Annotated in this window: 18 protein-coding genes; 12 read left to right on the top strand and 6 right to left on the bottom strand. The window is 70.4% G+C overall.

Going from position 1 to position 19,295, the window contains the following annotated elements; genetic code table 11:
- The first annotated feature begins 24 nt into the window (after positions 1 to 24).
- Both H2Q94_RS24250 and H2Q94_RS24245 read left to right on the top strand, forming a co-directional pair.
- Positions 25 to 1,245, top strand: a complete 1,221-nt coding sequence (locus H2Q94_RS24250; RefSeq protein ID WP_243789477.1) for an acyl-CoA dehydrogenase family protein — start codon at positions 25 to 27, stop codon at positions 1,243 to 1,245.
- Between the two features lie 57 nt (positions 1,246 to 1,302).
- Positions 1,303 to 2,601 (top strand): MFS transporter, encoded by a 1,299-nt coding sequence (locus H2Q94_RS24245; RefSeq protein ID WP_243789476.1) that lies wholly within the window; start codon positions 1,303 to 1,305, stop codon positions 2,599 to 2,601.
- 136 nt (positions 2,602 to 2,737) lie between these two features.
- Here the strand turns inward: H2Q94_RS24245 and H2Q94_RS24240 are convergent, their stop codons facing one another.
- The 3 genes from H2Q94_RS24240 to H2Q94_RS24230 all read right to left on the bottom strand — a co-directional run bounded on the left by H2Q94_RS24240 (position 2,738) and on the right by H2Q94_RS24230 (position 6,265).
- Positions 2,738 to 3,457, bottom strand: a complete 720-nt coding sequence (locus H2Q94_RS24240; RefSeq protein WP_243789475.1) for an ASCH domain-containing protein — start codon at positions 3,455 to 3,457, stop codon at positions 2,738 to 2,740.
- 94 nt (positions 3,458 to 3,551) lie between these two features.
- Positions 3,552 to 4,526 carry a glycosyltransferase family 2 protein gene (locus H2Q94_RS24235; protein WP_243789474.1) on the bottom strand — a complete coding sequence of 325 codons (975 nt, stop codon included), beginning with the start codon at positions 4,524 to 4,526 and terminating at the stop codon, positions 3,552 to 3,554.
- The gene (locus tag H2Q94_RS24230) at positions 4,523 to 6,265 is read right to left on the bottom strand and encodes a DUF2339 domain-containing protein (protein ID WP_243789473.1); all 1,743 of its coding nucleotides are present in this window, start codon (positions 6,263 to 6,265) and stop codon (positions 4,523 to 4,525) included. The genes H2Q94_RS24235 and H2Q94_RS24230 overlap by 4 nt, the downstream gene beginning before the upstream one ends.
- Before the next feature lie 453 nt (positions 6,266 to 6,718).
- Here H2Q94_RS24230 and rplU point away from each other — a divergent pair, with 453 nt between their 5' ends.
- The 4 genes from rplU to proB all read left to right on the top strand — a co-directional run bounded on the left by rplU (position 6,719) and on the right by proB (position 10,030).
- Entirely contained in the window at positions 6,719 to 7,027 is a 309-nt protein-coding gene (gene rplU / locus H2Q94_RS24225; protein WP_243789472.1) for a 50S ribosomal protein L21, read from the top strand.
- Positions 7,028 to 7,041: 14 nt separating this feature from the next.
- The gene (gene rpmA, locus H2Q94_RS24220) at positions 7,042 to 7,302 is read left to right on the top strand and encodes a 50S ribosomal protein L27 (RefSeq protein ID WP_184477669.1); all 261 of its coding nucleotides are present in this window, start codon (positions 7,042 to 7,044) and stop codon (positions 7,300 to 7,302) included.
- Between the two features lie 113 nt (positions 7,303 to 7,415).
- The gene (obgE, locus tag H2Q94_RS24215) at positions 7,416 to 8,909 is read left to right on the top strand and encodes a GTPase ObgE (protein WP_243795891.1); all 1,494 of its coding nucleotides are present in this window, start codon (positions 7,416 to 7,418) and stop codon (positions 8,907 to 8,909) included.
- On the top strand, positions 8,906 to 10,030 hold the full coding sequence (gene proB, locus H2Q94_RS24210; protein ID WP_243789471.1) for a glutamate 5-kinase: 1,125 nt from the start codon (positions 8,906 to 8,908) through the stop codon (positions 10,028 to 10,030). The genes obgE and proB overlap by 4 nt, the downstream gene beginning before the upstream one ends.
- 24 nt (positions 10,031 to 10,054) lie before the next feature.
- Here proB and H2Q94_RS24205 read toward each other — a convergent pair whose 3' ends face one another.
- Both H2Q94_RS24205 and H2Q94_RS24200 read right to left on the bottom strand, forming a co-directional pair.
- A complete protein-coding gene (locus H2Q94_RS24205) occupies positions 10,055 to 11,290 on the bottom strand; it encodes an MFS transporter (protein ID WP_243795890.1) in 1,236 nt (411 codons plus the stop codon).
- Positions 11,291 to 11,446: 156 nt separating this feature from the next.
- Positions 11,447 to 13,564 carry a RecQ family ATP-dependent DNA helicase gene (locus H2Q94_RS24200; RefSeq protein ID WP_243789470.1) on the bottom strand — a complete coding sequence of 706 codons (2,118 nt, stop codon included), beginning with the start codon at positions 13,562 to 13,564 and terminating at the stop codon, positions 11,447 to 11,449.
- Between the two features lie 108 nt (positions 13,565 to 13,672).
- Between H2Q94_RS24200 and H2Q94_RS24195 the strand changes: the two genes are divergently transcribed.
- From H2Q94_RS24195 to H2Q94_RS24185, 3 genes are all read left to right on the top strand, one after another.
- Positions 13,673 to 14,977: a glutamate-5-semialdehyde dehydrogenase gene (locus H2Q94_RS24195; protein ID WP_397545495.1), complete on the top strand. Its 1,305-nt coding sequence runs from the start codon at positions 13,673 to 13,675 to the stop codon at positions 14,975 to 14,977.
- Positions 14,978 to 15,071: 94 nt separating this feature from the next.
- Entirely contained in the window at positions 15,072 to 15,695 is a 624-nt protein-coding gene (gene nadD, locus H2Q94_RS24190; protein ID WP_243789468.1) for a nicotinate-nucleotide adenylyltransferase, read from the top strand.
- 143 nt (positions 15,696 to 15,838) lie between these two features.
- The gene (locus tag H2Q94_RS24185) at positions 15,839 to 16,471 is read left to right on the top strand and encodes a DUF2585 domain-containing protein (protein WP_258718626.1); all 633 of its coding nucleotides are present in this window, start codon (positions 15,839 to 15,841) and stop codon (positions 16,469 to 16,471) included.
- 36 nt (positions 16,472 to 16,507) lie between these two features.
- Here the strand turns inward: H2Q94_RS24185 and H2Q94_RS24180 are convergent, their stop codons facing one another.
- A complete protein-coding gene (locus H2Q94_RS24180; protein WP_243789467.1) occupies positions 16,508 to 17,008 on the bottom strand; it encodes a GNAT family N-acetyltransferase in 501 nt (166 codons plus the stop codon).
- A 246-nt stretch (positions 17,009 to 17,254) separates the two neighbouring features.
- On the opposite strand from H2Q94_RS24180, the gene rsfS reads away from it, so the two are divergent.
- Genes rsfS through H2Q94_RS24165 form a run of 3 tightly spaced genes read left to right on the top strand, consistent with a single transcriptional unit; the run spans position 17,255 to position 19,170 of the window.
- On the top strand, positions 17,255 to 17,647 hold the full coding sequence (gene rsfS, locus H2Q94_RS24175; RefSeq protein ID WP_243789466.1) for a ribosome silencing factor: 393 nt from the start codon (positions 17,255 to 17,257) through the stop codon (positions 17,645 to 17,647).
- The gene (locus H2Q94_RS24170; RefSeq protein WP_243789465.1) at positions 17,644 to 18,255 is read left to right on the top strand and encodes a histidine phosphatase family protein; all 612 of its coding nucleotides are present in this window, start codon (positions 17,644 to 17,646) and stop codon (positions 18,253 to 18,255) included. The genes rsfS and H2Q94_RS24170 overlap by 4 nt, the downstream gene beginning before the upstream one ends.
- A 54-nt stretch (positions 18,256 to 18,309) precedes the next feature.
- The gene (locus H2Q94_RS24165) at positions 18,310 to 19,170 is read left to right on the top strand and encodes a DegV family protein (RefSeq protein WP_243789464.1); all 861 of its coding nucleotides are present in this window, start codon (positions 18,310 to 18,312) and stop codon (positions 19,168 to 19,170) included.
- Positions 19,171 to 19,295 lie beyond the last annotated feature (125 nt).

Below are 19,295 nucleotides of genomic sequence, written 5' to 3'. Positions count from 1 at the left end.
CGACGACCCGGAAGGACCACCCGCATGGGCATCGACGACACCCCGGGGGCGACCTGGCTTCAGGCGCTCGACCCCCGGCACCGCGAGCTGCTCGCACGTACCGGCGACGTCACCGACGCGTGCGCCGAGCGAGCGGACGAGTACGACCGGGCGGCGGAGTTCCCGCGCAAGGACTTCGACGACCTGACCGCGGCCGGTCTGACCGCGGCCACCGTCCCCCGCGAGCACGGCGGGCTCGGTCTCGGCCCGCTCCACGGGGACACGCTCCCGCTCTGGCTGATGACCAAGGAGCTGGCCAAAGCCGACCTCTCCCTCGGCCGTTGCTGGGAAGGGCACACCAACTCGGTCGTGCTCATCGACGCGCTGGCCTCCGAGCGGCAACGGTCCCGCTGGTTCGACGGCATCGTGCGCGACGGTGCGACCTGGGTCGCCTGGAGCGGGGAGCCGCAGGCGCGGAAGCCCGGTGAGACCACGCGGTTCGGCACCAGCATCACCGCGGTCGACGGGGGATGGATCGTGGAGGGCAGCAAGGGCTTCGCCACCAGCGCGACCGGAGCGGACTGGGCCATCCTGCTGATCAACACCGCCGGGCCGGGCGGCGCCCGGCACGCGGACGGCCCGGCCGAGGGGCTGCACCTGCTGGCGTGCGACCTCTCCGACCCCGCGATCACCGTCGACGACTCGTGGTGGGACCCGATCGGGATGCGCGCCACCGCGAGCCACGTGGTCACGTTCGACCGGGTCTTCCTCCCCGAGGAGAACCTCATCGGGGAACCGGGCGCCTACCTGCACCAGGGCTGGCAGAGCGCTTTCACCCCGCACTACGCGGCCAGCTTCCTCGGCGCCGCCGAAGGCGCCTACGACTACGCGCTCGAGTACGTGCGCAGGCAGGACAAGACCGCCGACCCCTACGTGCAGCACCGCGTCGGATCCATGGCGGTCAACATCGACACCGCGCACCTCTGGCTGGCGCACGTCGCCCGGCTCTGGGACGGCGGTCACCGCGCCGAAGCGCAACGCGCCGGCAACCGCGCCCGCCACCTCGTCGAACACCTCGCGCTGGACACGGTGGAGCACTGCGTGCGCGCCTGCGGCGCCCGCAGCCTGGTCCGGCCCAGCCCCGTGGAACGGATCCTGCGCGATCTCACCTTCTACGCACGCCACGACAACGACGACCACGTCCTCGCGACGATCGGGCGGGCGGCACTCGGGCACACCCACGACTCCTCGTTCTTCAAGCCCTGACGTCCTGACCGGCCAGCCGCGTTCACCGCCACGCGCCGACCCCTGAAGGAGTCCTCCGTGTCGTTAACCTTCGGTCGGCCCGATCCGACAGCAGTGGGCGGTGAACCCGGGAACTCCACCCGGAGCTACCACGGACGGGTCATCGGCTCGGCGTCAGTGGCCATGGCCATGACCGCGCCGGGGCAGACGGCGGCCATCTCGGTGTTCGTCGACCCGCTGATCACCTCCCTGCAGGTGTCCCGGTCGTCCGTGGCCATGGCCCACGCGATCGGTTCCCTGGCAGGTGTGCTGGTGATGCCGCTGCTGGGAAGGATGCTCGACCGCCTCGGGCCGCGCCGCGCCATGGCCGTGATCGGATGCTGTTTCGGCGGGGTCCTGCTGGCGGCAGGCACCGTCACCGAGGTCGTCGGGCTGACCACGGCGTTCGTCGGCATCCGCATCGGCGGGCAGGGCGCGCTGAGCCTCGCGGCCACCACCGCGGTGGCGGTCTACGTGCACCGGCGCACCGGGCTGGTGATGGGTGTCGTCACGGCGATCGGCACCTCCGCGATCTCGCTCGCCCCGCTGGCGCTGGAGCACCTGATCCGTGATCTCGGTTGGCGCGCGGTGTGGCAGTGGGAAGGGTGCGCCGTCCTCGCCCTGACGCTGCCCGCCGCGCTGCTCGTCCTGCCGAGGCGTGTACGGACGGACGCGGGCACCGCAGCGGGCGTGGGCTCGACCGGGGCGTCGCGCGGGCGCCCACCCGGGACACCCGTCCGAACCGGCGCTCCCGTCCCAGACCGGACGCTGCGCAACGCGGGCCGGACATCGGTCTTCTGGATCGTCATCGGCGGGGCCGCCGTCTGCAGCCTGATCACCACCGCCCTGACCTTCCACCAGGTCTCGTTGCTGGGGGAACGCGGACTGGACGTCGCCGAGGCGGCCGCCAACTTCGTCCCGCAACTGCTCGCGGGACTACTGGCGAGCTTCCTCGTCGGCTGGTCGGCCGATTACATCGGCGACCGCGCACTCGTCGTCGCCGTCATGGTGCTCCTGGCACTCACCACCATCGGCGCCGGATGGGTGCGCCCGGGCTGGAGCGCGCTCGTCTACGGCCTGGCTCTCGGCGCCTGCGTCGGTGGGATCCGCACGTTCAAGGCGGTCGCGTTCCGCGGCTGCGTCGGCCCCGGCCGTCTCGGCGTCCTACGCGGCGCCGTGCACGCGGCCGTCATCGGTGCCTCCGCGATCGGCCCGCTCGTGCTCGCCGTGGGCCGGGGATGGTCGAGTTCGTACCACGGCACGCTCGTCGCGCTCTCCCTGCTGCCCGCCCTGGTCGTCCTCGCGGTGTGCCTGAGCAGACCCGGACATCGGCGCTGAGCGGTATGCGGGCGGCCAGGTTCGGGCGAGGTTCACCAGCAGGTCCACCCGCAGCTGACCGCGTGGTGCAGCGCACTGGGAACCGGGTGCCTCGTAGCCGGTCCCGACTTCATGCTGACCGACGGTGCCGTGTTCCTCAGCCGGTGGTCTTGAACCGCACGATGTCGATCTCCGTGGAATCGACCAGTCCCGGGTAGTGCGAGTCGAGCGCCGAGCGCAGCTCGCCCAAGTCCGCGAAGCCGTCCAGCTCCGCGTCCTGATCGGTGAGCTCAGCGACGGTTCGCCGTTCGACCCCGGTCACTTCGGCGGTCAGCGTGGTCGCCGGATCGTCGTCGTGCTCGAAGATCAGCCGGACCGGCCCCGGGGCGACCGGGTCGTGCACGCGAATCGTGCTGCGCTTGGTTCCGCTGCGGATCGCGTCCAGGTAGTGGTCCCACACGTACAGCGCGGGCGGCGGGCCGTCCGGTGCGTAGTCCAGGTAGTCGTATGGGAACGGGAGCAGCTCGGTGATCGGTACCGACTCCAGCCCGTTCTTGGCCCGGATGATCGCCCGCGCGTCCGGGTAGTAGTCGAACAGCTGCTGCCTGCATCGACCGCAGGGCGGGATGACCCGCATGCCGCGCGCCAGCACGGCGACGATCGTCGTCAACGGTGCCGCGCCCGCGGCGGCGGCCTGCCCGATCACCACCGGTTCCGCGCACGGTCCTCCGGTGAAGTGCGAAACGTTCATCCCGGTGAAGACCGCACCGCGCGCGTCGTATGCGGCGGCCGAGACCTGGTGGTTGTCGTTCACCGTGGCGTCGTCGAGCACCGCCGTCGCCCGCCGCACCAGTTCGAGCTCCTGATCGGTCAGCATGGACTGGATGCTAGGCGGCCCGCCGCGCGCTGTCCGCTCGTTTGCCGTGCCGGACGGGAAGCGGGCGGGGCCGGGAACCAGCCGATCGCGTGGATCAGGCGGCGGAGCGCGCGGGCACCGTGCTGTCCGCGACGAGGTCGGTGACGTCCTCATCCCGCCCGGTCCGGTGCAGCACGAGCTCGGCGAGCAGACCGGTGGAGATCATCTGCACCGAGAAGATCTCCAGCAGGATGCCCAGCGTCAACAGCGGCCGGGTCCCGATCGGGCTCTCGGTGAACATCCACACCCCGGTCAGGTACAGCAGAATCAAGGTGCCGAGCGCACCGGCGACCACACCGAGCCCGCCGAACAGGTGCGCGGGCCGCCGCCCGTAGCGGGTCAGCGCCACCACCGTCAGCAGGTCCAGCGCACCGCGCACGTAGCGCTCCAGTCCGTACTTCGACTTGCCGTGCTCGCGCGCCCGGTGGTGCACCGGAAGCTCCCGGACCCGGTAGCCCAGCTGGTGAGCCAGCGCCGGGATGTAGCGGTGCAGCTCGCCGTACAGCGGCACCCGCCGATAGACCTCGGTGCGGGCCGCCTTGAGGCCGCAGTTGTGATCCGACAGCCGCAGGCCGGTGATCACGCCGGTCATCCAGTTGAAGAACTTCGACGGCAGCCGCTTGCCCAGCGGGTCCTTGCGCTGCGCCTTGTGCCCGCTGACCAGGTCGGCTCCCGCGTCGAGCTCGGCGAGCAGCCGCGGCACCTCCGAGGGATCGTCCTGCAGGTCCGCGTCCAGGGTGACCAGCAGCCGCCCGCGGACCTCGGCCACACCGGCGGCCAGCGCGGCCGCTTTGCCGAAGTTGCGCCGCAACCGCAGCCCCCGAACGCGCGGATCCGCCGCGGCGTGCTCGCTGATGACGCGCCAGCCGTCGTCGGTGCTGCCGTCGTCGACGATCAACAGCTCCCAGCTGCGCGGCTGAGCGTCCATCGCGGCACTGATCTCGGCGAACAGCTTCGGCAGGCTCTCGGCCTCGTTCTTCGCCGGAGCCAGCAACGAGACCTCGACCTCGCCGGTCGCGGGTTCGCTCATGACGCCACCTCCGGGTTCTCCGTGAGAGGACGGACCCACCAGCCGTCCGGGAAGCGGAACGCGACGCGCAACGGGCCGGTGCTCGTCGCCGGGGCCACCGCGCGGTAGCCGAGGCCGATCTCGATGCCGACGGTCTGGCTTTCGGCGTCGGAGCGCGGGATGTCCACGACACCGCCGCCGACGACCTTCCCGGTCTGATCCAGCACCGCCACGCACTGGGCGCGTTCGATGCCGGAGATCGCCCAGCCCTTGAGCATCCGCGCGCCGCCTTGGAGCTGGTCGGTCTCCACGTTGAGGATCACGTCCCAGCCCGCCGGGCGCGGTTCGCGGTAGCTCCCGACGCTCGGCACCCGCCAGCTCGCGGTGTTCACCCGCGAGCCGATCTCCACGTCGTCGCCGCAGCCCAGCGTGAACTCATCGGAGAACGGGTAGTGCCCCAGCGCGCGCATCCGCGGCAGCAGCTGCTCGGGGGACGGGAAGCGGTCGGTGAAGGCGTCGGTCGCACCGACCTCGGCGGCGACGGCGAGCAGCTGCTGGTTCGGTGCGTCCTCGCGGACCGTCTGCGCCATCGGGGCGCCCAGCGCCACGGTGCTCAGCACGGTGGTGAACACCGCCACCGACCGCACCGCGGGCCAGCGCGCCCAGGCCACGGTGATCACGAGCACCGCGATCCACAGCGCGGCGGTCATGCTGTTGTAGCGGCTCTGCAGGCCCGCGGACTCGCCGAACGCGGCTCGTGAACCGGAGATCATCACCGCGCAGCCCGCGGCGTACACCGCGAGACCCCACCAGGGCGCGCTCGCCGAGCGGTGCTCGGGGCGCTGCAGGCAGCCGGGCAGGTGCACGGCGAGCAGCGCCAGCCCGGCCACCCCGGCGACCAGCGCCACGGACGGTTCGGTGCCCGTCCACACCATGCCGAGCATGCTCAGCCCCGCCAGCAGGGCCTGCGCCGGATCGTCGGTGGGCGAGGCGCCACCGCCGCCTTGCGGTCCGCGCAGCACCAGCCAGGTCGCGACCACAACGACTCCGACGATCATCGGGGTGGCGACGCGTCCACGCCGTTCGCCGCGCATCCAGGTGACCAGCGAGAGCGCGGGCCACACCGCGAACGAGGTTCCGTAGCTGATCGACGCCAGCAGTCCCAGCACCACGGCGATCGACAACCGCCCCCGCTGCATCGCCAGCAGCGCGCCCAGCACCAGCAGCATCGCCAAGATCCACGAGGCGCCGCTCATGGAGCGCACGAAGTTGTGGATGCCGTGCGGGTTGAACACCAGCGTCGAGGTCGCCAGCACCAGCCCGGCGCGCTGCCAGCGGCCGAGCGAGGCGGGCAGCATCGCCCACACCAGCAGCACGCAGCCCACGCCGAAGGCCAGCACCACCAGCCCTAGCGGGTGGTTCAGGCCGTGGCCGAACCGGGCGCTGAGCCAGAACAGCAGGCTCGGCAGCACGAACGGATGCTCGTTGCGGAAACCGAACAGCGCCTCCGGCCTCAGCGAGCCGTCTTCACCGGTGATGTCCAGCAGGACCCACCAGTAGTCGTAGAAATGCAGCTGAGGCGAGCGCAGCACTTCCCGCAGCATCATCAACGGCGGGATCAGAGCCGACAGCAGCAACAGCCGGGGACCGAGCGGACCTTCGCGGAGCCGCTGGAAGCGGTCGCGCGGCAGGTCGTCGACGTCCTCGGACGAGGTGTGCTCGTCCCGCCCCGAAATGGACTCGGATGCGATCTCGGTCACGCGCTTTTCCCCATGTCACGGTCCAACGGCGACTCACCGTAGCAAGCGCTGGACACGCGTTCGGGCGTTTGACGGGAGATCGCCGGTGACGGTGTTCACCCGCGCTTTCGGCTTGTGCGCGGCGGTGTCGGAGATCGTCTCCGCGCGTGCGCGCACCCGGCTCTCCGGCGGCGGAACGGCTTGGAATAAGCTGTCCTCCGGCCCGCTTCCGGCGGCCCGGCCCCCTAGCGGTCGGGTGTCGATGGGCGGTCTGTATGCTGTGTGAGCACTTCTCGCCGCCGGACGGGCGGAGAGGCAAAACGCCTGTGGAACCCGGTGCCCCTCGTGGGGACGAGGGTCGCGACGCAGGAACCCCCCGAAGCCCGGCTCGGCCGGGCGGTAGGAACTCCGGCTCGCCGGAGAGGGCGTCAACGGGTGAACCAAGCGAACCGAGTAGCAGGAGACTTCCGACTCATGTACGCGATCGTCAAGACCGGCGGCAAGCAGTACAAAGTGGCGGTCGGGGACGTCGTCGAGGTCGAGAAGCTCGAAGGCGACTCCGGCACCGAGGTCACCTTCCCGGCTGTTCTGGTCGTCGACGGCACCGACGTCACCGCCGACGCCAACGCACTGGCGAAGGTCTCGGTGACCGGGAAGCTGGTCGAGCAGACCAAGGGCCCCAAGATCCGCATCCACAAGTTCAAGAACAAGACCGGATACCAGAAGCGCCAGGGTCACCGTCAGAAGTTGACCCGCGTTGAGGTCACCGGCATCACCAAGTGAGGACCTGAGTAGTCATGGCACATAAGAAGGGCGCATCCAGCTCTCGTAACGGCCGCGACTCGAACGCTCAGTATCTGGGCGTGAAGCGCTACGGCGGCCAGGTCGTCAAGGCCGGCGAGATCCTGCTTCGGCAGCGCGGCACCAAGTTCCACCCCGGCCTGAACGTGGGCCGCGGCAAGGACGACACGCTGTTCGCTCTCTCGGCCGGTGAGGTCGAGTTCGGCAGCAAGCGCGGTCGCAAGACCGTCAACATCGTGCCGGCCGAGGTCGTCTGACCCGGCTCTCGGCACAGCACTTCCCGACGAGGGGCGGGTCCGGTTCGCACACCGGTCCCGCCCCTCGTTCGCGTTCGCGTTCGCGGACGTTGTGATGTCAGCACTTTTGGTACCTGGAGGGACTCGTGTCGCGGTTCATTGACCGCGTGACCATCCACATCGCCGCAGGCGATGGGGGCAATGGCTGCGCCTCGGTCCACCGGGAGAAGTTCAAGCCGCTCGGCGGCCCCGACGGCGGCAACGGCGGCCGCGGTGGCGATGTGCGGCTCGTCGTCGACTCGGGCGTGCACACGCTGCTCGACTTCCACCACCGGCCGCACGCGACCGCGTCCAACGGCAAGCCGGGCAAGGGCGGCCACCGCAACGGCGCGCTCGGCGAGGACCTGATCCTGCCGGTGCCGGACGGCACGGTCGTGCTCACCGAGGACGGTGAGGTCTTGGCGGACCTGATCGGGCCGGGCACCACGTTCGTCGCCGCCGAGGGCGGCCGGGGCGGGCTCGGCAACGCCGCGCTGGCCTCGAAGGCCCGCAAGGCGCCCGGGTTCGCGTTGCTCGGTGAACCGGGTGAGCAGCTCGACCTGGTCCTGGAGCTGAAGTCCGTCGCCGACGCAGGCCTGCTCGGGTTCCCATCAGCGGGCAAGTCCTCGCTGATCTCGGTCGTGTCCGCCGCGAAGCCGAAGATCGCCGACTACCCGTTCACCACTCTGGCGCCGAACCTCGGGGTGGTCACCGCGGGCGAGACGGTGTTCACCGTCGCCGACGTGCCCGGTCTGATCCCCGGCGCGAGCGAGGGTCGTGGGCTGGGCCTGGACTTCCTGCGCCACATCGAGCGGTGCGCCGTGCTGGTGCACGTCGTGGACTGCGCGACGATGGAACCGGGGCGCGACCCACTGTCCGATGTGGACGCTTTGGAGGCCGAGCTGGCGCGCTACACGCCCGCGTTGCAGGGCGAGCACGGCGATCTCGCCGACCGCCCGCGGCTGGTGGTGCTGAACAAGGTCGACGTGCCGGAGGCGCGCGAGCTCGCCGAACTGATCCGCCCGGACCTGGAGTCCCGCGGCCTGCGCGTGTTCGAGGTGTCCACGGCCAGCCACGAGGGCCTGCGCGAGCTGTCCTTCGCGCTGGCCGAGGAAGTCGAGCATTACCGGGCGTCGCTGCCCGCACCCGAACCGGCACGGGTCGTGGTGCGTCCGCACGCCATCGGCGACACCGGGTTCAGCATCGAGACCGACCCGGAGGACGACGAGGCGTTCATCGTGCGCGGCGAGAAGCCGGAGCGGTGGGTGCGCCAGACCCAGTTCGACAACGACGAGGCGGTGGGCTTCCTCGCCGACCGGCTGGCGAAGCTCGGGGTGGAGGAAGCGCTGGGTCGTGCCGGTGCGGAACCGGGCAGCCAGGTCACCATCGGCACCGTGACCTTCGACTGGGAACCGTCCACCCCGGCCGGTGTCGCCGCGATGCTCAGCGGCCGCGGTACCGACAACCGCTTGGACTCGACCGATCGCGTGGGCGCTTCGGAACGCAAGGCGGCGAAGAAGGCGCGTCGTTCGCACCTCGACGCCGAGGGCGGCTACGTCGGCGGTGCGGGAGCCGAGGAGGACGAATGACCGACGAGGTGGAGCTGTCGCCGACCCGCAAGTCCATCGCGGCGGCGCAACGCCTCGTCGTCAAAGTCGGATCGTCCTCGCTGACCACCTCGAAGGGCGCGCTGGACCAGGCGCGGCTGGCGGCGCTCGTGGACGCCGTGACCGCGCGCGTCGAAGCGGGCGCCCAAGTCGTCGTGGTGTCCTCCGGTGCCATCGCCGCCGGGATCGCGCCGCTCGGCCTGCGCCGCAGACCGCGCGACCTGGCCACGAAGCAGGCCGCGGCCAGCGTGGGGCAGCAGGCACTGGCGCACGCCTACGCCGAGTCCTTCGCCCGCTACCGCCGCACCGTCGGGCAGGTGCTGCTCACCGCCGACGACGTGGTGCGGCGGGCGCACTACCGCAACGCGCAGCGCACGCTGAACCGCCTGCTCACGCTCGGCGTGGTGCCGGTGGTCAACGAGAACGACACGGTCGCCACCGCGGAGATCCGGTTCGGTGACAACGACCGGCTCGCCGCGCTCGTCTCGCACCTCGTCGGCGCGGACGCGTTGCTGCTGTTGTCCGATGTGGACGCCCTGTACGACGGGGATCCGCGCGGTGGGGGAGCGTCGGTGATCCGAGAGGTCACCGGTGCCGCCGACCTCGACGGTGTGGACGCGAGCGGCGCGGGTTCCGGAGTCGGCACCGGAGGGATGGCCTCCAAGGTCGAGGCCGCCAGGGTCGCGTGCACCGCGGGCATCCCGGTGCTGCTGACCTCCGCCGCGCAGGCCGGGCGGGCGCTCGGCGACGCCGACGTGGGCACGGCGTTCGCGGCCACCGGCACCCGGCTCTCTGCCCGCCGGTTCTGGCTCGCGCACGCCGCGGGCGCCCGCGGTCGGCTGTGGCTGGACGACGGGGCGGTGACGGCGGTGGTCCGGCGCCGGCGTTCGCTGCTCGCTGCCGGGATCACCGCGGTGGAGGGCACGTTCGACGGCGGTGACGTGGTCGAACTGCTCGATCCCTCGGGCGCGGTCGTGGCCCGCGGCGTGGTCGCCTACGACGCGGGCGAACTGCCCGACCTCATCGGCCGCTCCAGCTACGACCTGCCCGCTGAACAGCGTCGCGAGGTCGTCCACGCCGACGACCTGGTCCCGCTGCGCTGAGCGGCCTGCTGCGGGCTTCGCCGCTCAGCGGAGCTCGGTGCCTTTGGTCTCCGGCAGCGTGCGGATCACCAGGAACGCGACGACGGCGCTCACGGCGATGTACCAGAAGAACGCCGTGGACGCGTCGAACGCGGCGAGCCCTTGGATCACCAGGGGAGCGGTGCCGCCGAACACGGCGACCGTCAGGTTGTACCAGGCTCCGATGCCCAAGCCGCGCAGCTCGGTGGGGAACAGCTCCGACATGATCGCCGGGGCGATCGACGTCATCGCCGTGTAGAGGCCGACTCCGATGCAGAACACCACGAGCAGCGCACCGAGTCCGGGACGGACCAGGGCAGACAACGGCACGATCAGCACCGCCGTCGCCGCCGACCACGCCAGCAGCTGCGGTTTGCGCCCGAAGCGGTCCGACAGCGCTCCCATCGGGTACTGCAAGGCGATGAACAGCGCAGTGGCGATCGACAGCGCCAGGAAGACGTCGGTGGCGTCGGCGCCCCGCGTCTGCACCGCGAACGGGGTCAACGCGCTGAAGAACGTGTAGTAGCAGAGCGTGGAGAGCATGCTGAACCCGATCAGCTGACCCACCGCCTTCGGATGCCGCCGCAACGTGGTCCACAGCGGATTCTTGAGGGCGCGGGCCTTGTCCTGGTTGTCCGCGAACTGCTCGGTCTCCTCCAACGAGCGGCGCAGCCACAGGCCGAGCAGCCCCAGCACACCGCCGATCACGAACGGGATGCGCCAGCCGAAGTCGGTGAGCTGCTGCTCGCTGAGCACCGAGGTCAGCAGGAAACCCAGCAGTGAGGCGATGAGCAGCGCGGTACCGGTAGAGATGTAGAAGAACGCGGAGTAGCGCCCGCGCCTGCTCGCCGGGGCGATCTCGGCCAGGTAGGCCGACGCGTTCGACACCTCACCGCCCAGCGACAGGCCCTGCCCGATCCGGGCCAGCACCAGCAGCGCGGGCGCCGCCCAGCCGATCAGGTCGAAGGTCGGCAGCACACCGATCAGCAGTGAACCGCCCGCCATCAGCGCGATCGTCAGCAGCATCGACGTCTTCCGGCCGTGCAGGTCGGCGAACCGGCCCAGCAGCCAGCCGCCGAGCGGCCGGAAGAAGAACGCCAGCGCGAACGTGGCCAGCGTGTTCACCAACGCCAGTTCACCGGGGAAGAAGCGGCTCGCGAAGTACACGCTGAACGCGCTGTAGATCGTCCAGTCGTACCACTCGATGGCATTGCCGATGCTGGCCGCGACGAGCTTGCGCATCGGCAGCCGATGCCGCTCGGGCACGGATGCAACCGTCACCGTCCACCCCTCCCGATCGAACCCCCACCCGGGCTACTGGATCGCGTCACACTAGATCCCCCAGCGCCCCCTGGGAACCCTTCCCGCCACCCGGGACCCACCGTTTCGCGGGCGGGGTCAGCCGGTGGAAGCGAGGGTGAAGGGGAGTACCGCCGGTGCGCCCGCGAGCCGCAGGGTGCGGGCCACGATCGCCGAGGTCCAGCCCGTGTCGGTGTAGTCGTCCATCAGCAGCACCGGGCCGTCGAGCTCGGAGATCTTCGCCGCGAGCTCGTCCGGAACCTTGAACTGGCCGCGCAGCGAGCCGACGCGCTGGGCGCTGTTGCCGCGCTTCGGGGTCGTCGACGGGTTCGTCGCCACCTCACCCAGCAGCGGCAGCCTGCCGATCGTGGCGATGCGCTGCGCGAGGCTGCGCACCAGCTGCGGCCTGCTGTTCGAGCCGATCGAGATGACGCCCACCGGCCGCTGCTCCCACTCCCACGAGGCCAGCACCTGCACGCACGCCTGGAACAGGTCCTCCGGCAGCTCCTGATCGGGAACGCCGTTGCCGAGCAGCTCGCGCAGCCGGTTGCCCCAGCCGATGTCGGTCAGCCTGCCGACCGCCCGGCCCGTTTCGGCGCGTTCCCCGGCGGGCAGCCTGCCGGAGACGTTCAGGCCCAGCGCGTCCATCCCGCTCGGCCACATCTTGCGCGGCGAGAACTCCACACCCGGCCGGTGCAGCCGTTCCTGCGCCCGCTGCACGACCTGCTCGTCGACGTCGGCGGAGCGGGTCTGCCCGGTGCAGTTGTCGCAGCGCCCGCACGGCTCGGCGTACGGGTCGTCGAGCTGGCGGCGCAGGAACTCCATCCGGCACTCGGTGGTGTTGAGGTAGTCCAGCATCGCCTGCTGCTCGGAGGCCCGTTCGGCGGCGATGCGGTCGTAGCGTTCGGCGTCGTACTTCCACGGTTCGCCGGTCGCTTCCCAACCGCCCTTGACGCGGCGCACCGCACCGTCCACGTCGAGGACCTTGAGCACCATCTCCAGTCGAGACCGGCCGAGCTCGACACGCGGCTCCAACGCGGCCGTGGACAGCGTGCCTCCTTCGGTGAGCGCTTCCAAGATCGAGCGGACGGTGCCCTCCGGCGGGAACGCCATCGACGCGAAGTAGCGCCAGATCTCCCGATCCTCGGGCCCGGGCAGCATCAGCGCCTCCGCCCGGCGCACACCACGACCGGCACGCCCGATCTGCTGGTAGTAGGCGATGGGCGAGGACGGCGCCCCCAGGTGCACCACGAATCCGAGGTCGGGCTTGTCGAAGCCCATGCCCAACGCGGAGGTCGCCACCAGCGCCTTCACCCGGTTCGCCAGCAGGTCCTCTTCGGCGCGCTGCCGCTCCTCCGGGTCGGTGCGTCCCGAGTACGAGGCGACCTCGAATCCCTGGTCGCGCAGGTAGCCGGCGACCTCATCGGTCGCGGCGACGGTGAGCGTGTAGATGATCCCCGAGCCGGTCAGCTCGCTGAGGTTGCCGGCCAGCCACGCCAGCCGAGCCTGCGCCGTCGGCAGCGCCAGCACCCCGAGCCGCAAGCTCTCCCGGTCGAGGGTGCCGCGCAGCACCAGCGTTTCCTGCGGATCGCTGAACTCGCCGCCGACGCCGAGCTGGTCGGACACGTCCTGCACCACGCGGTCGTTGGCGGTGGCCGTCGTCGCCAGCACCGGGACGCCTTCGGGCAGCTCGCCCAGCAGGGTGCGCAGCCTGCGGTAGTCGGGGCGGAAGTCGTGGCCCCAGTCGGAGATGCAGTGCGCCTCGTCCACCACCAGCAGGCCCGCGCTGTGGGTGAGTTCCGGCAGCACGGTGTCCCGGAAATCGGGATTGTTCAGCCGTTCGGGGCTGACCAGCAGCACGTCCACCTCGCCGACGGCGACCTGTTCCTCGATGGACTGCCACTCCTGCGGGTTCGCCGAGTTGATCGTGGCGGCGCGCACACCTGCGGACTCGGCGGCCTCGACCTGGTTGCGCATCAACGCCAGCAACGGCGAGACGATCACCGTGGGACCTTCGCCGAGTTCGCGCAGCAGCGCGGTGGCCAGGAAGTACACCGCGGACTTGCCCCAGCCGGTGCGCTGCACGACGAGCGCGCGGCGGCGATGCAGCACCAGTGCCTGGATGGCACGCCACTGGTCTTCGCGCAGTTGCGCGTCCGGACCGGCCAGCGCACGGAGCCGTTCATCGGCGAGTTCCCGCAGGGCTTGTTCGTCCACGCCCCGATTCCTACCGGATGGCGCCGACGTGCCCGGCACCGCCCGCCGCTTCGTCATCGGCGGAACTCGGTTGCGGCCGCCCACTAGGCTGGTCGCGTGACGACGAGCATCGAATCCTCCGCTCCCCAGCAGGCGGAGACCCCCGGCGACGAACTCCGCGACCAGGTGCACGAGGCGGCTCGTGCCGCTCGGGACGCCGCGACCGAACTGGCGCTGCTGCCGCGGGGCGCCAAGGACGACCTGCTGCACGCGATGGCCGACGCGCTCGTCGCACGCGCCCCGGAGATCTTGGCGGCCAACGAGCTCGACGTCGCGCGCGCGGAGGGCAACGGCACCGCCGCCGGGCTGATCGACCGGCTGCGGCTGACGAACGACCGCATCGCGGGGATCGCCGAAGGCCTGCGCACCGTCGCCGGGCTGGCGGACCCGATCGGCGAGGTGGTGCGCGGCAACGTGCTCGCGAACGGCTTGCAGCTCCAGCAGGTCCGGGTGCCGCTGGGCGTCGTCGGCATCGTGTACGAGGGCCGCCCCAACGTCACCGTGGACGCCGCCGGGCTCACCCTGAAGTCCGGCAACGCCGTGCTGCTGCGCGGTTCCGCTTCGGCGGAGCGGTCGAACACGGCGCTGGTCGAGGTGCTCCGCGCGGTGCTCGTCGAGCACGAACTGCCCGCCACCGCGGTGCAGCTGCTGCCCAGCCACGATCGCGCCTCGGTGCGGCACCTGATCACCGCGCGCGGGCTGGTGGACGTCGTGATCCCGCGCGGCGGTGCGGGCTTGATCTCGACGGTCGTCGAGCAGTCCACGGTGCCGACGATCGAAACCGGTGTGGGCAACTGCCACGTGTACGTCGACGCGCACGCCGACGCGGACACGGCGCTGCGCATCCTGCTCAACTCCAAAGCACGGCGCCCGAGCGTGTGCAACGCGGCGGAGACGCTGCTGGTGCACCGGGACATCGCCGCCGAGTTCGTGCCGCGAGCGGTCGCCGAACTGCGGACCGCCGGCGTCACCGTGCACGGCGACGACGAGGTCGTGCGCCTCGGCGGTTCCGGTGTGGTCGCCGCCGAAGAGCACGACTGGGACCTCGAGTACGGCTCGCTGGACATCGCCGCCGCCGTCGTGGAGTCGCTGCCCGCCGCTGCCGAGCACATCCGGGCGCACGGGTCCGGGCACACCGAGGCCATCGTGACCAGCGATGTGCGGGCCGCACGCCAGTTCACCGCACGGGTCGACTCGGCGGCGGTGATGGTCAACGCCTCGACGGCCTTCACCGACGGCGCTGAGTTCGGGATGGGAGCCGAGATCGGCATCTCCACGCAGAAGCTGCACGCTCGCGGTCCGATGGGGCTGCCCGAACTCACCTCCACGAAGTGGCTCGTGTACGGCGACGGCCACGTACGCCCCGCCGGCTGAGGCTGACTCCGGGAAAGCGCCGAGGGTGTGATCGGTCACCGTCCGGTTTTTTATCGGCGCTACCTCGGACATCACTCGATTAGGCTGTGCAGTCATGTCTCGTCGGCGCCGCATCGGGGTCATGGGTGGCACCTTTGACCCGATCCACCACGGCCACCTTGTCGCGGCCAGTGAAGTGCAGGCCCAGTTCGGCCTCGAACAAGTGATCTTCGTGCCGACGGGTCAGCCGTGGCAGAAGGGCCACGACGTGGTCAGCCCGGCCGAGGACCGCTACCTGATGACGGTCATCGCCACCGCGTCGAACCCGCGATTCCTGGTGAGCAGGGTCGACGTGGACCGCAGCGGCCCCACCTACACCGCCGACACCCTCAGCGACCTGCGGACGCTCTACCCGGACGCGGAGCTGTACTTCATCACGGGCGCCGACGCGCTGGAGCAGATCCTGTCCTGGCACCGGGTGAACGAGCTGTTCGAGCTCGCCCACTTCATCGGTGTCACGCGCCCCGGCTACTCACTCAACGGCGCGCACCTGCCGCAGGGATCGGTGTCGTTGGTGGAGATCCCCGCGATGGCGATCTCCTCCACCGGCTGTCGGGAACGCGTGAACGCGGGCCTGCCCGTCTGGTACCTGGTCCCCGACGGAATCGTCCAATACATCACCAAACGCGGCCTCTACCGCGCCGAAGACGGCTCACCGGCACCGGAGTGGGGGCCGTGAGCAACCGGTACGACCTCGGTACAACCCGCTCAGGGGCGCCCGCCTAGCGCTGCGTCGGCCGACGTGCGTGCGACTCGCTCGTAGCCCGAGAGATCGGCGGCTTCGAAGCAGGCGGGGCGCAATGCGGAGGAAAGGCCGGCATCATGAAGAGATTTCCCGTGTTCGCGCGGTCGCACCGTGCAAAGGTGGCGCCGTCCGAATCAGGGCGGTGGGCATCCGGGACATTGCCCTTGCAGCTTTGCGTCCTCGTCGTGGTCCTCATGGCCGCCGTCGAATGGGCGATGGGGCGAGTGCCGTACTGCTCGTGCGGGTACGTCGAGTTGTGGCACGGCGTGGTCAACAGTTCGGGGAATTCCCAGCACATCACGGACTGGTACACGTTCAGCCACATCATCCATGGCGTCGTGTTCTACTTCCTGCTCTGGTTGCTCAACAAGAAGACTCGGCTGTCCTTCGGTGGTCTTCTGCTGGCGGCGGTGCTGATCGAATGCGGCTGGGAGGTCCTGGAGAACACTCCGTGGATCATCGATCGCTATCGCACAGCGACCGTGTCGCTGGACTACTACGGCGACAGCGTGCTCAATTCCGTGTCGGATGTTCTGGCGATGGTGACTGGATTCGTGCTCGCCAGAAAGGCGCCGATCCGGGTGACCATCGCGGTCGCCGTGGCTCTCGAGTTGCTGACGCTGTACTTCGTCCGCGACGGTCTGATCCTCAACATCTTGATGCTGCTCTACCCGCTCGACGCGATCCGAGTCTGGCAGTCAGGGGCGTAGGAGCCCGCGAGCCGGCTGCGCCACTGCCGACCGTGGTCACGCGGTGTCGAGGTCCAGTGCCATCAGGACATCGTCGACGTACTTCCCCTGCAGGAAGAACTCGCCTCGCAGAGTTCCTTCGACCTGGTAGCCGTGCCTGCGGTACAGCGCTTGGGCACGAGGGTTGGAACCGAGCACCTTCAAGGTGACCCGGCGTGCGCCGCGCGCAACGGACTCCCGCCGGATCGCGCGGAGCAATGCGGTGCCCACGCCGCGTCCCTGGTGCTGCGGGGCGACCGAGCACCCGTAGATCATTTGGACGTGCGCGGCGGCGGACCCGATTCTGGGATTGGCGAGCGAACTCGGGACCAACTTCGCGAATCCCAGCGGCTGTGCGTCTTCCACGGCCACGAGGACGTTCTCGGGCAGCACCGGCTCGGTGAAGACGGGCGCATCGAGCGGCGGTCGCGGAAACACCGACGATTCCCAGGACCATGCGGCGTGCACGATTCGCGCGAGCTCCCGCTCATCGCCCTGAACTGCGGTTCGTACTCGCATTCCGCCGACTCCTCTCGCAGATCCGTGCATTCAGTGTCCGCTCCGGCGCAATCGATTTTTCGAGATCAGTCCATCGAATGAATCGCCGCGGACGTGGTCGGCCGTCCGGGAGATTTCGGGCTCCGCCGTCTCGGAACCGGCCATGGTGGTCCGCCTCGGCGTGGACACCCGGTCGTCGTGGTGGACGTTCGGGGCTGGCTATCCTGGAACGCGTGGGCGGAACCGTGCCCGCCTGAGAGGAGTGACGTGGCAGCCACTGAGGAAGCCCGCAAACTGGCCCTCGTCGCGGCGCAGGCCGCGGCGGACAAGAAGGCCAACGACCTCGTGCTGCTCGACGTCTCCGAGCAGCTGGTCATCACCGATTGCTTCGTGATCGCCTCGGCGCCGAACGAGCGCCAGGTCGACTCGATCGTCGAGGCCGTCGAGGAGAAGATGCGCGCCGCCGGAACCAAGCCGGTGCGCAGGGAAGGCGCCCGTGAGGGGCGCTGGGTGCTGCTCGACTTCGTCGAGGTCGTGGTCCACGTGCAGCACGCCGACGAACGCTCCGTGTACGAGCTGGAGCGGCTCTGGAAGGACTGCCCGCGGATCGATTTCGTGGACAGCGCCGCTCCCGCCGAGCAGCAGGACGGCGACGAGTGAGCTTGGATCGCCTGGTGCTGTGGCGGCACGGCGAGACGGACTACAACGCGGCCGGACGCATCCAGGGGCATCTCGACACCTCGCTGACCGAGAACGGCATCGCGCAGGCGCACCGCGCGGCCCCGGCGATCGCGGCGTTCGAACCGGGTGTGGCCGTCGGCTCCGATTTGCGTCGCGCGAGTGCGACCGCGGCCGCGTTCACCGAGCTCTCCGGCATGCCGGTGCGGCAGGACAAGCGGCTGCGCGAGACGCACCTGGGCGAATGGCAGGGCCTCAGCGGTGCTGAGGTGGAGCACGGCTGGCCTGGGGCGATGCCGGTGTGGCGGTCCGATTCGACCTGGGCGCCGCCGGGCGGCGAGTCTCGCGTCGAGGTCGCCGCGCGGGCGTTCGAAGTCGTCGAGGAACTCGACTCCGCCCACCGGGGGACGGCACTGGTGTGCGCGCACGGCGGGTTGATCACCGGGTTGACGGCCCGGCTGCTGGAGTGGCCGGTGGAGATGTGGCCCGGCCTCGGCGGGGTCTCCAACTGCCACTGGGTGGTGCTGACGCGCCACGCCGTCACCAACCGCTGGCGGCTGACCACGTACAACGGCGGCATGCCCGCCTGAGCGCCTGGTCACCCTTGAGCGTGCGCGCGGCGACCGGACTTTAGGGTTGCGCGCGTGTCCGTAGCCGTCGTCACCGATTCGACCGCGTACTTCCCGACCGGATTCGCCCAGCGGCATGCGGTCCGGGTGGTGCCGCTGCACGTCAGCGTGCAGGCCGCCGATCCGGTTCCGGAGCACGAGTTCGATTCGCGGCGGCTGCTGGCGGCCTGGGAGCGCAAGCAGCGGGTGACCACGTCGGGCGCCGGCGTCGGCGAGTTCACGGCCGCTTACCGGGAGGCGTTGTCCTCCGGGGCGGACGGTGTGGTCTCGGTGCACTTGTCCCGCCGGTTGTCGGGCACGTGGGACGCCGCGCGCCTGGCGGCGCGGGAGGTCGACCCGGAGCGGGTGCGCGTCGTGGATTCCCGGTCCACCGCGATGGGCCTGGGGTTCGCCGCGTTGAGCGCGGCGGAGAGCGCCAGGGGCGGGGCGAGCCTGTCCGCCGTGGAGAGCCGAGCGGCGTTGATCGCGCAGCGCACCAGGACGTTGTTCTCCGTGCAGACCCTGGAGCACTTGCGCCGTGGCGGCCGAATCGGCACCGCGGCGGCGGTGCTGGGCACGGCTTTGGCCATCAAGCCGCTGCTGCACGTGCACGAAGGGCGCGTGGAACTGCTGGAGAAGGTGCGGACCACGGCGCGGGCGCATGCCCGGCTGCTCGACCTGGTGTGCCGATCCGCCGAGGAAGGCCCCGTGTCGGTGGCCGTGCACCACTTGGCCGCGCCGGAGTGGGCGGAGCGGCTCGCTGACCAATTGCGCAGGCAGGCGTCGGCGGCGCTGGATTGCGTGGTGTCTGAGGTGGGGCCGGTGGTGGGGGCGCACATCGGACCCGGTGCGCTGGGAGCCGTGGTGCTGCCGGGTGGCTGGCGGCCCACTGCTTGAGTCCGCGATTCACCCGATGAATGGCGGATACAGCTGTATCCGGGTGAATTCCGCGGCCTATTTTGATTGAGTTATCCACAGGTCATCGATTTATCCACAGATCTTGAAATTGGGTCTGGGCATGG

The organism is Saccharopolyspora gloriosae (assembly GCF_022828475.1).
GTDB classification, from domain to species: domain Bacteria; phylum Actinomycetota; class Actinomycetes; order Mycobacteriales; family Pseudonocardiaceae; genus Saccharopolyspora_C; species Saccharopolyspora_C gloriosae_A.
Note: the sequence above shows the minus strand (reverse complement) of the source record. Positions and strands in the feature narration are given on the sequence as shown.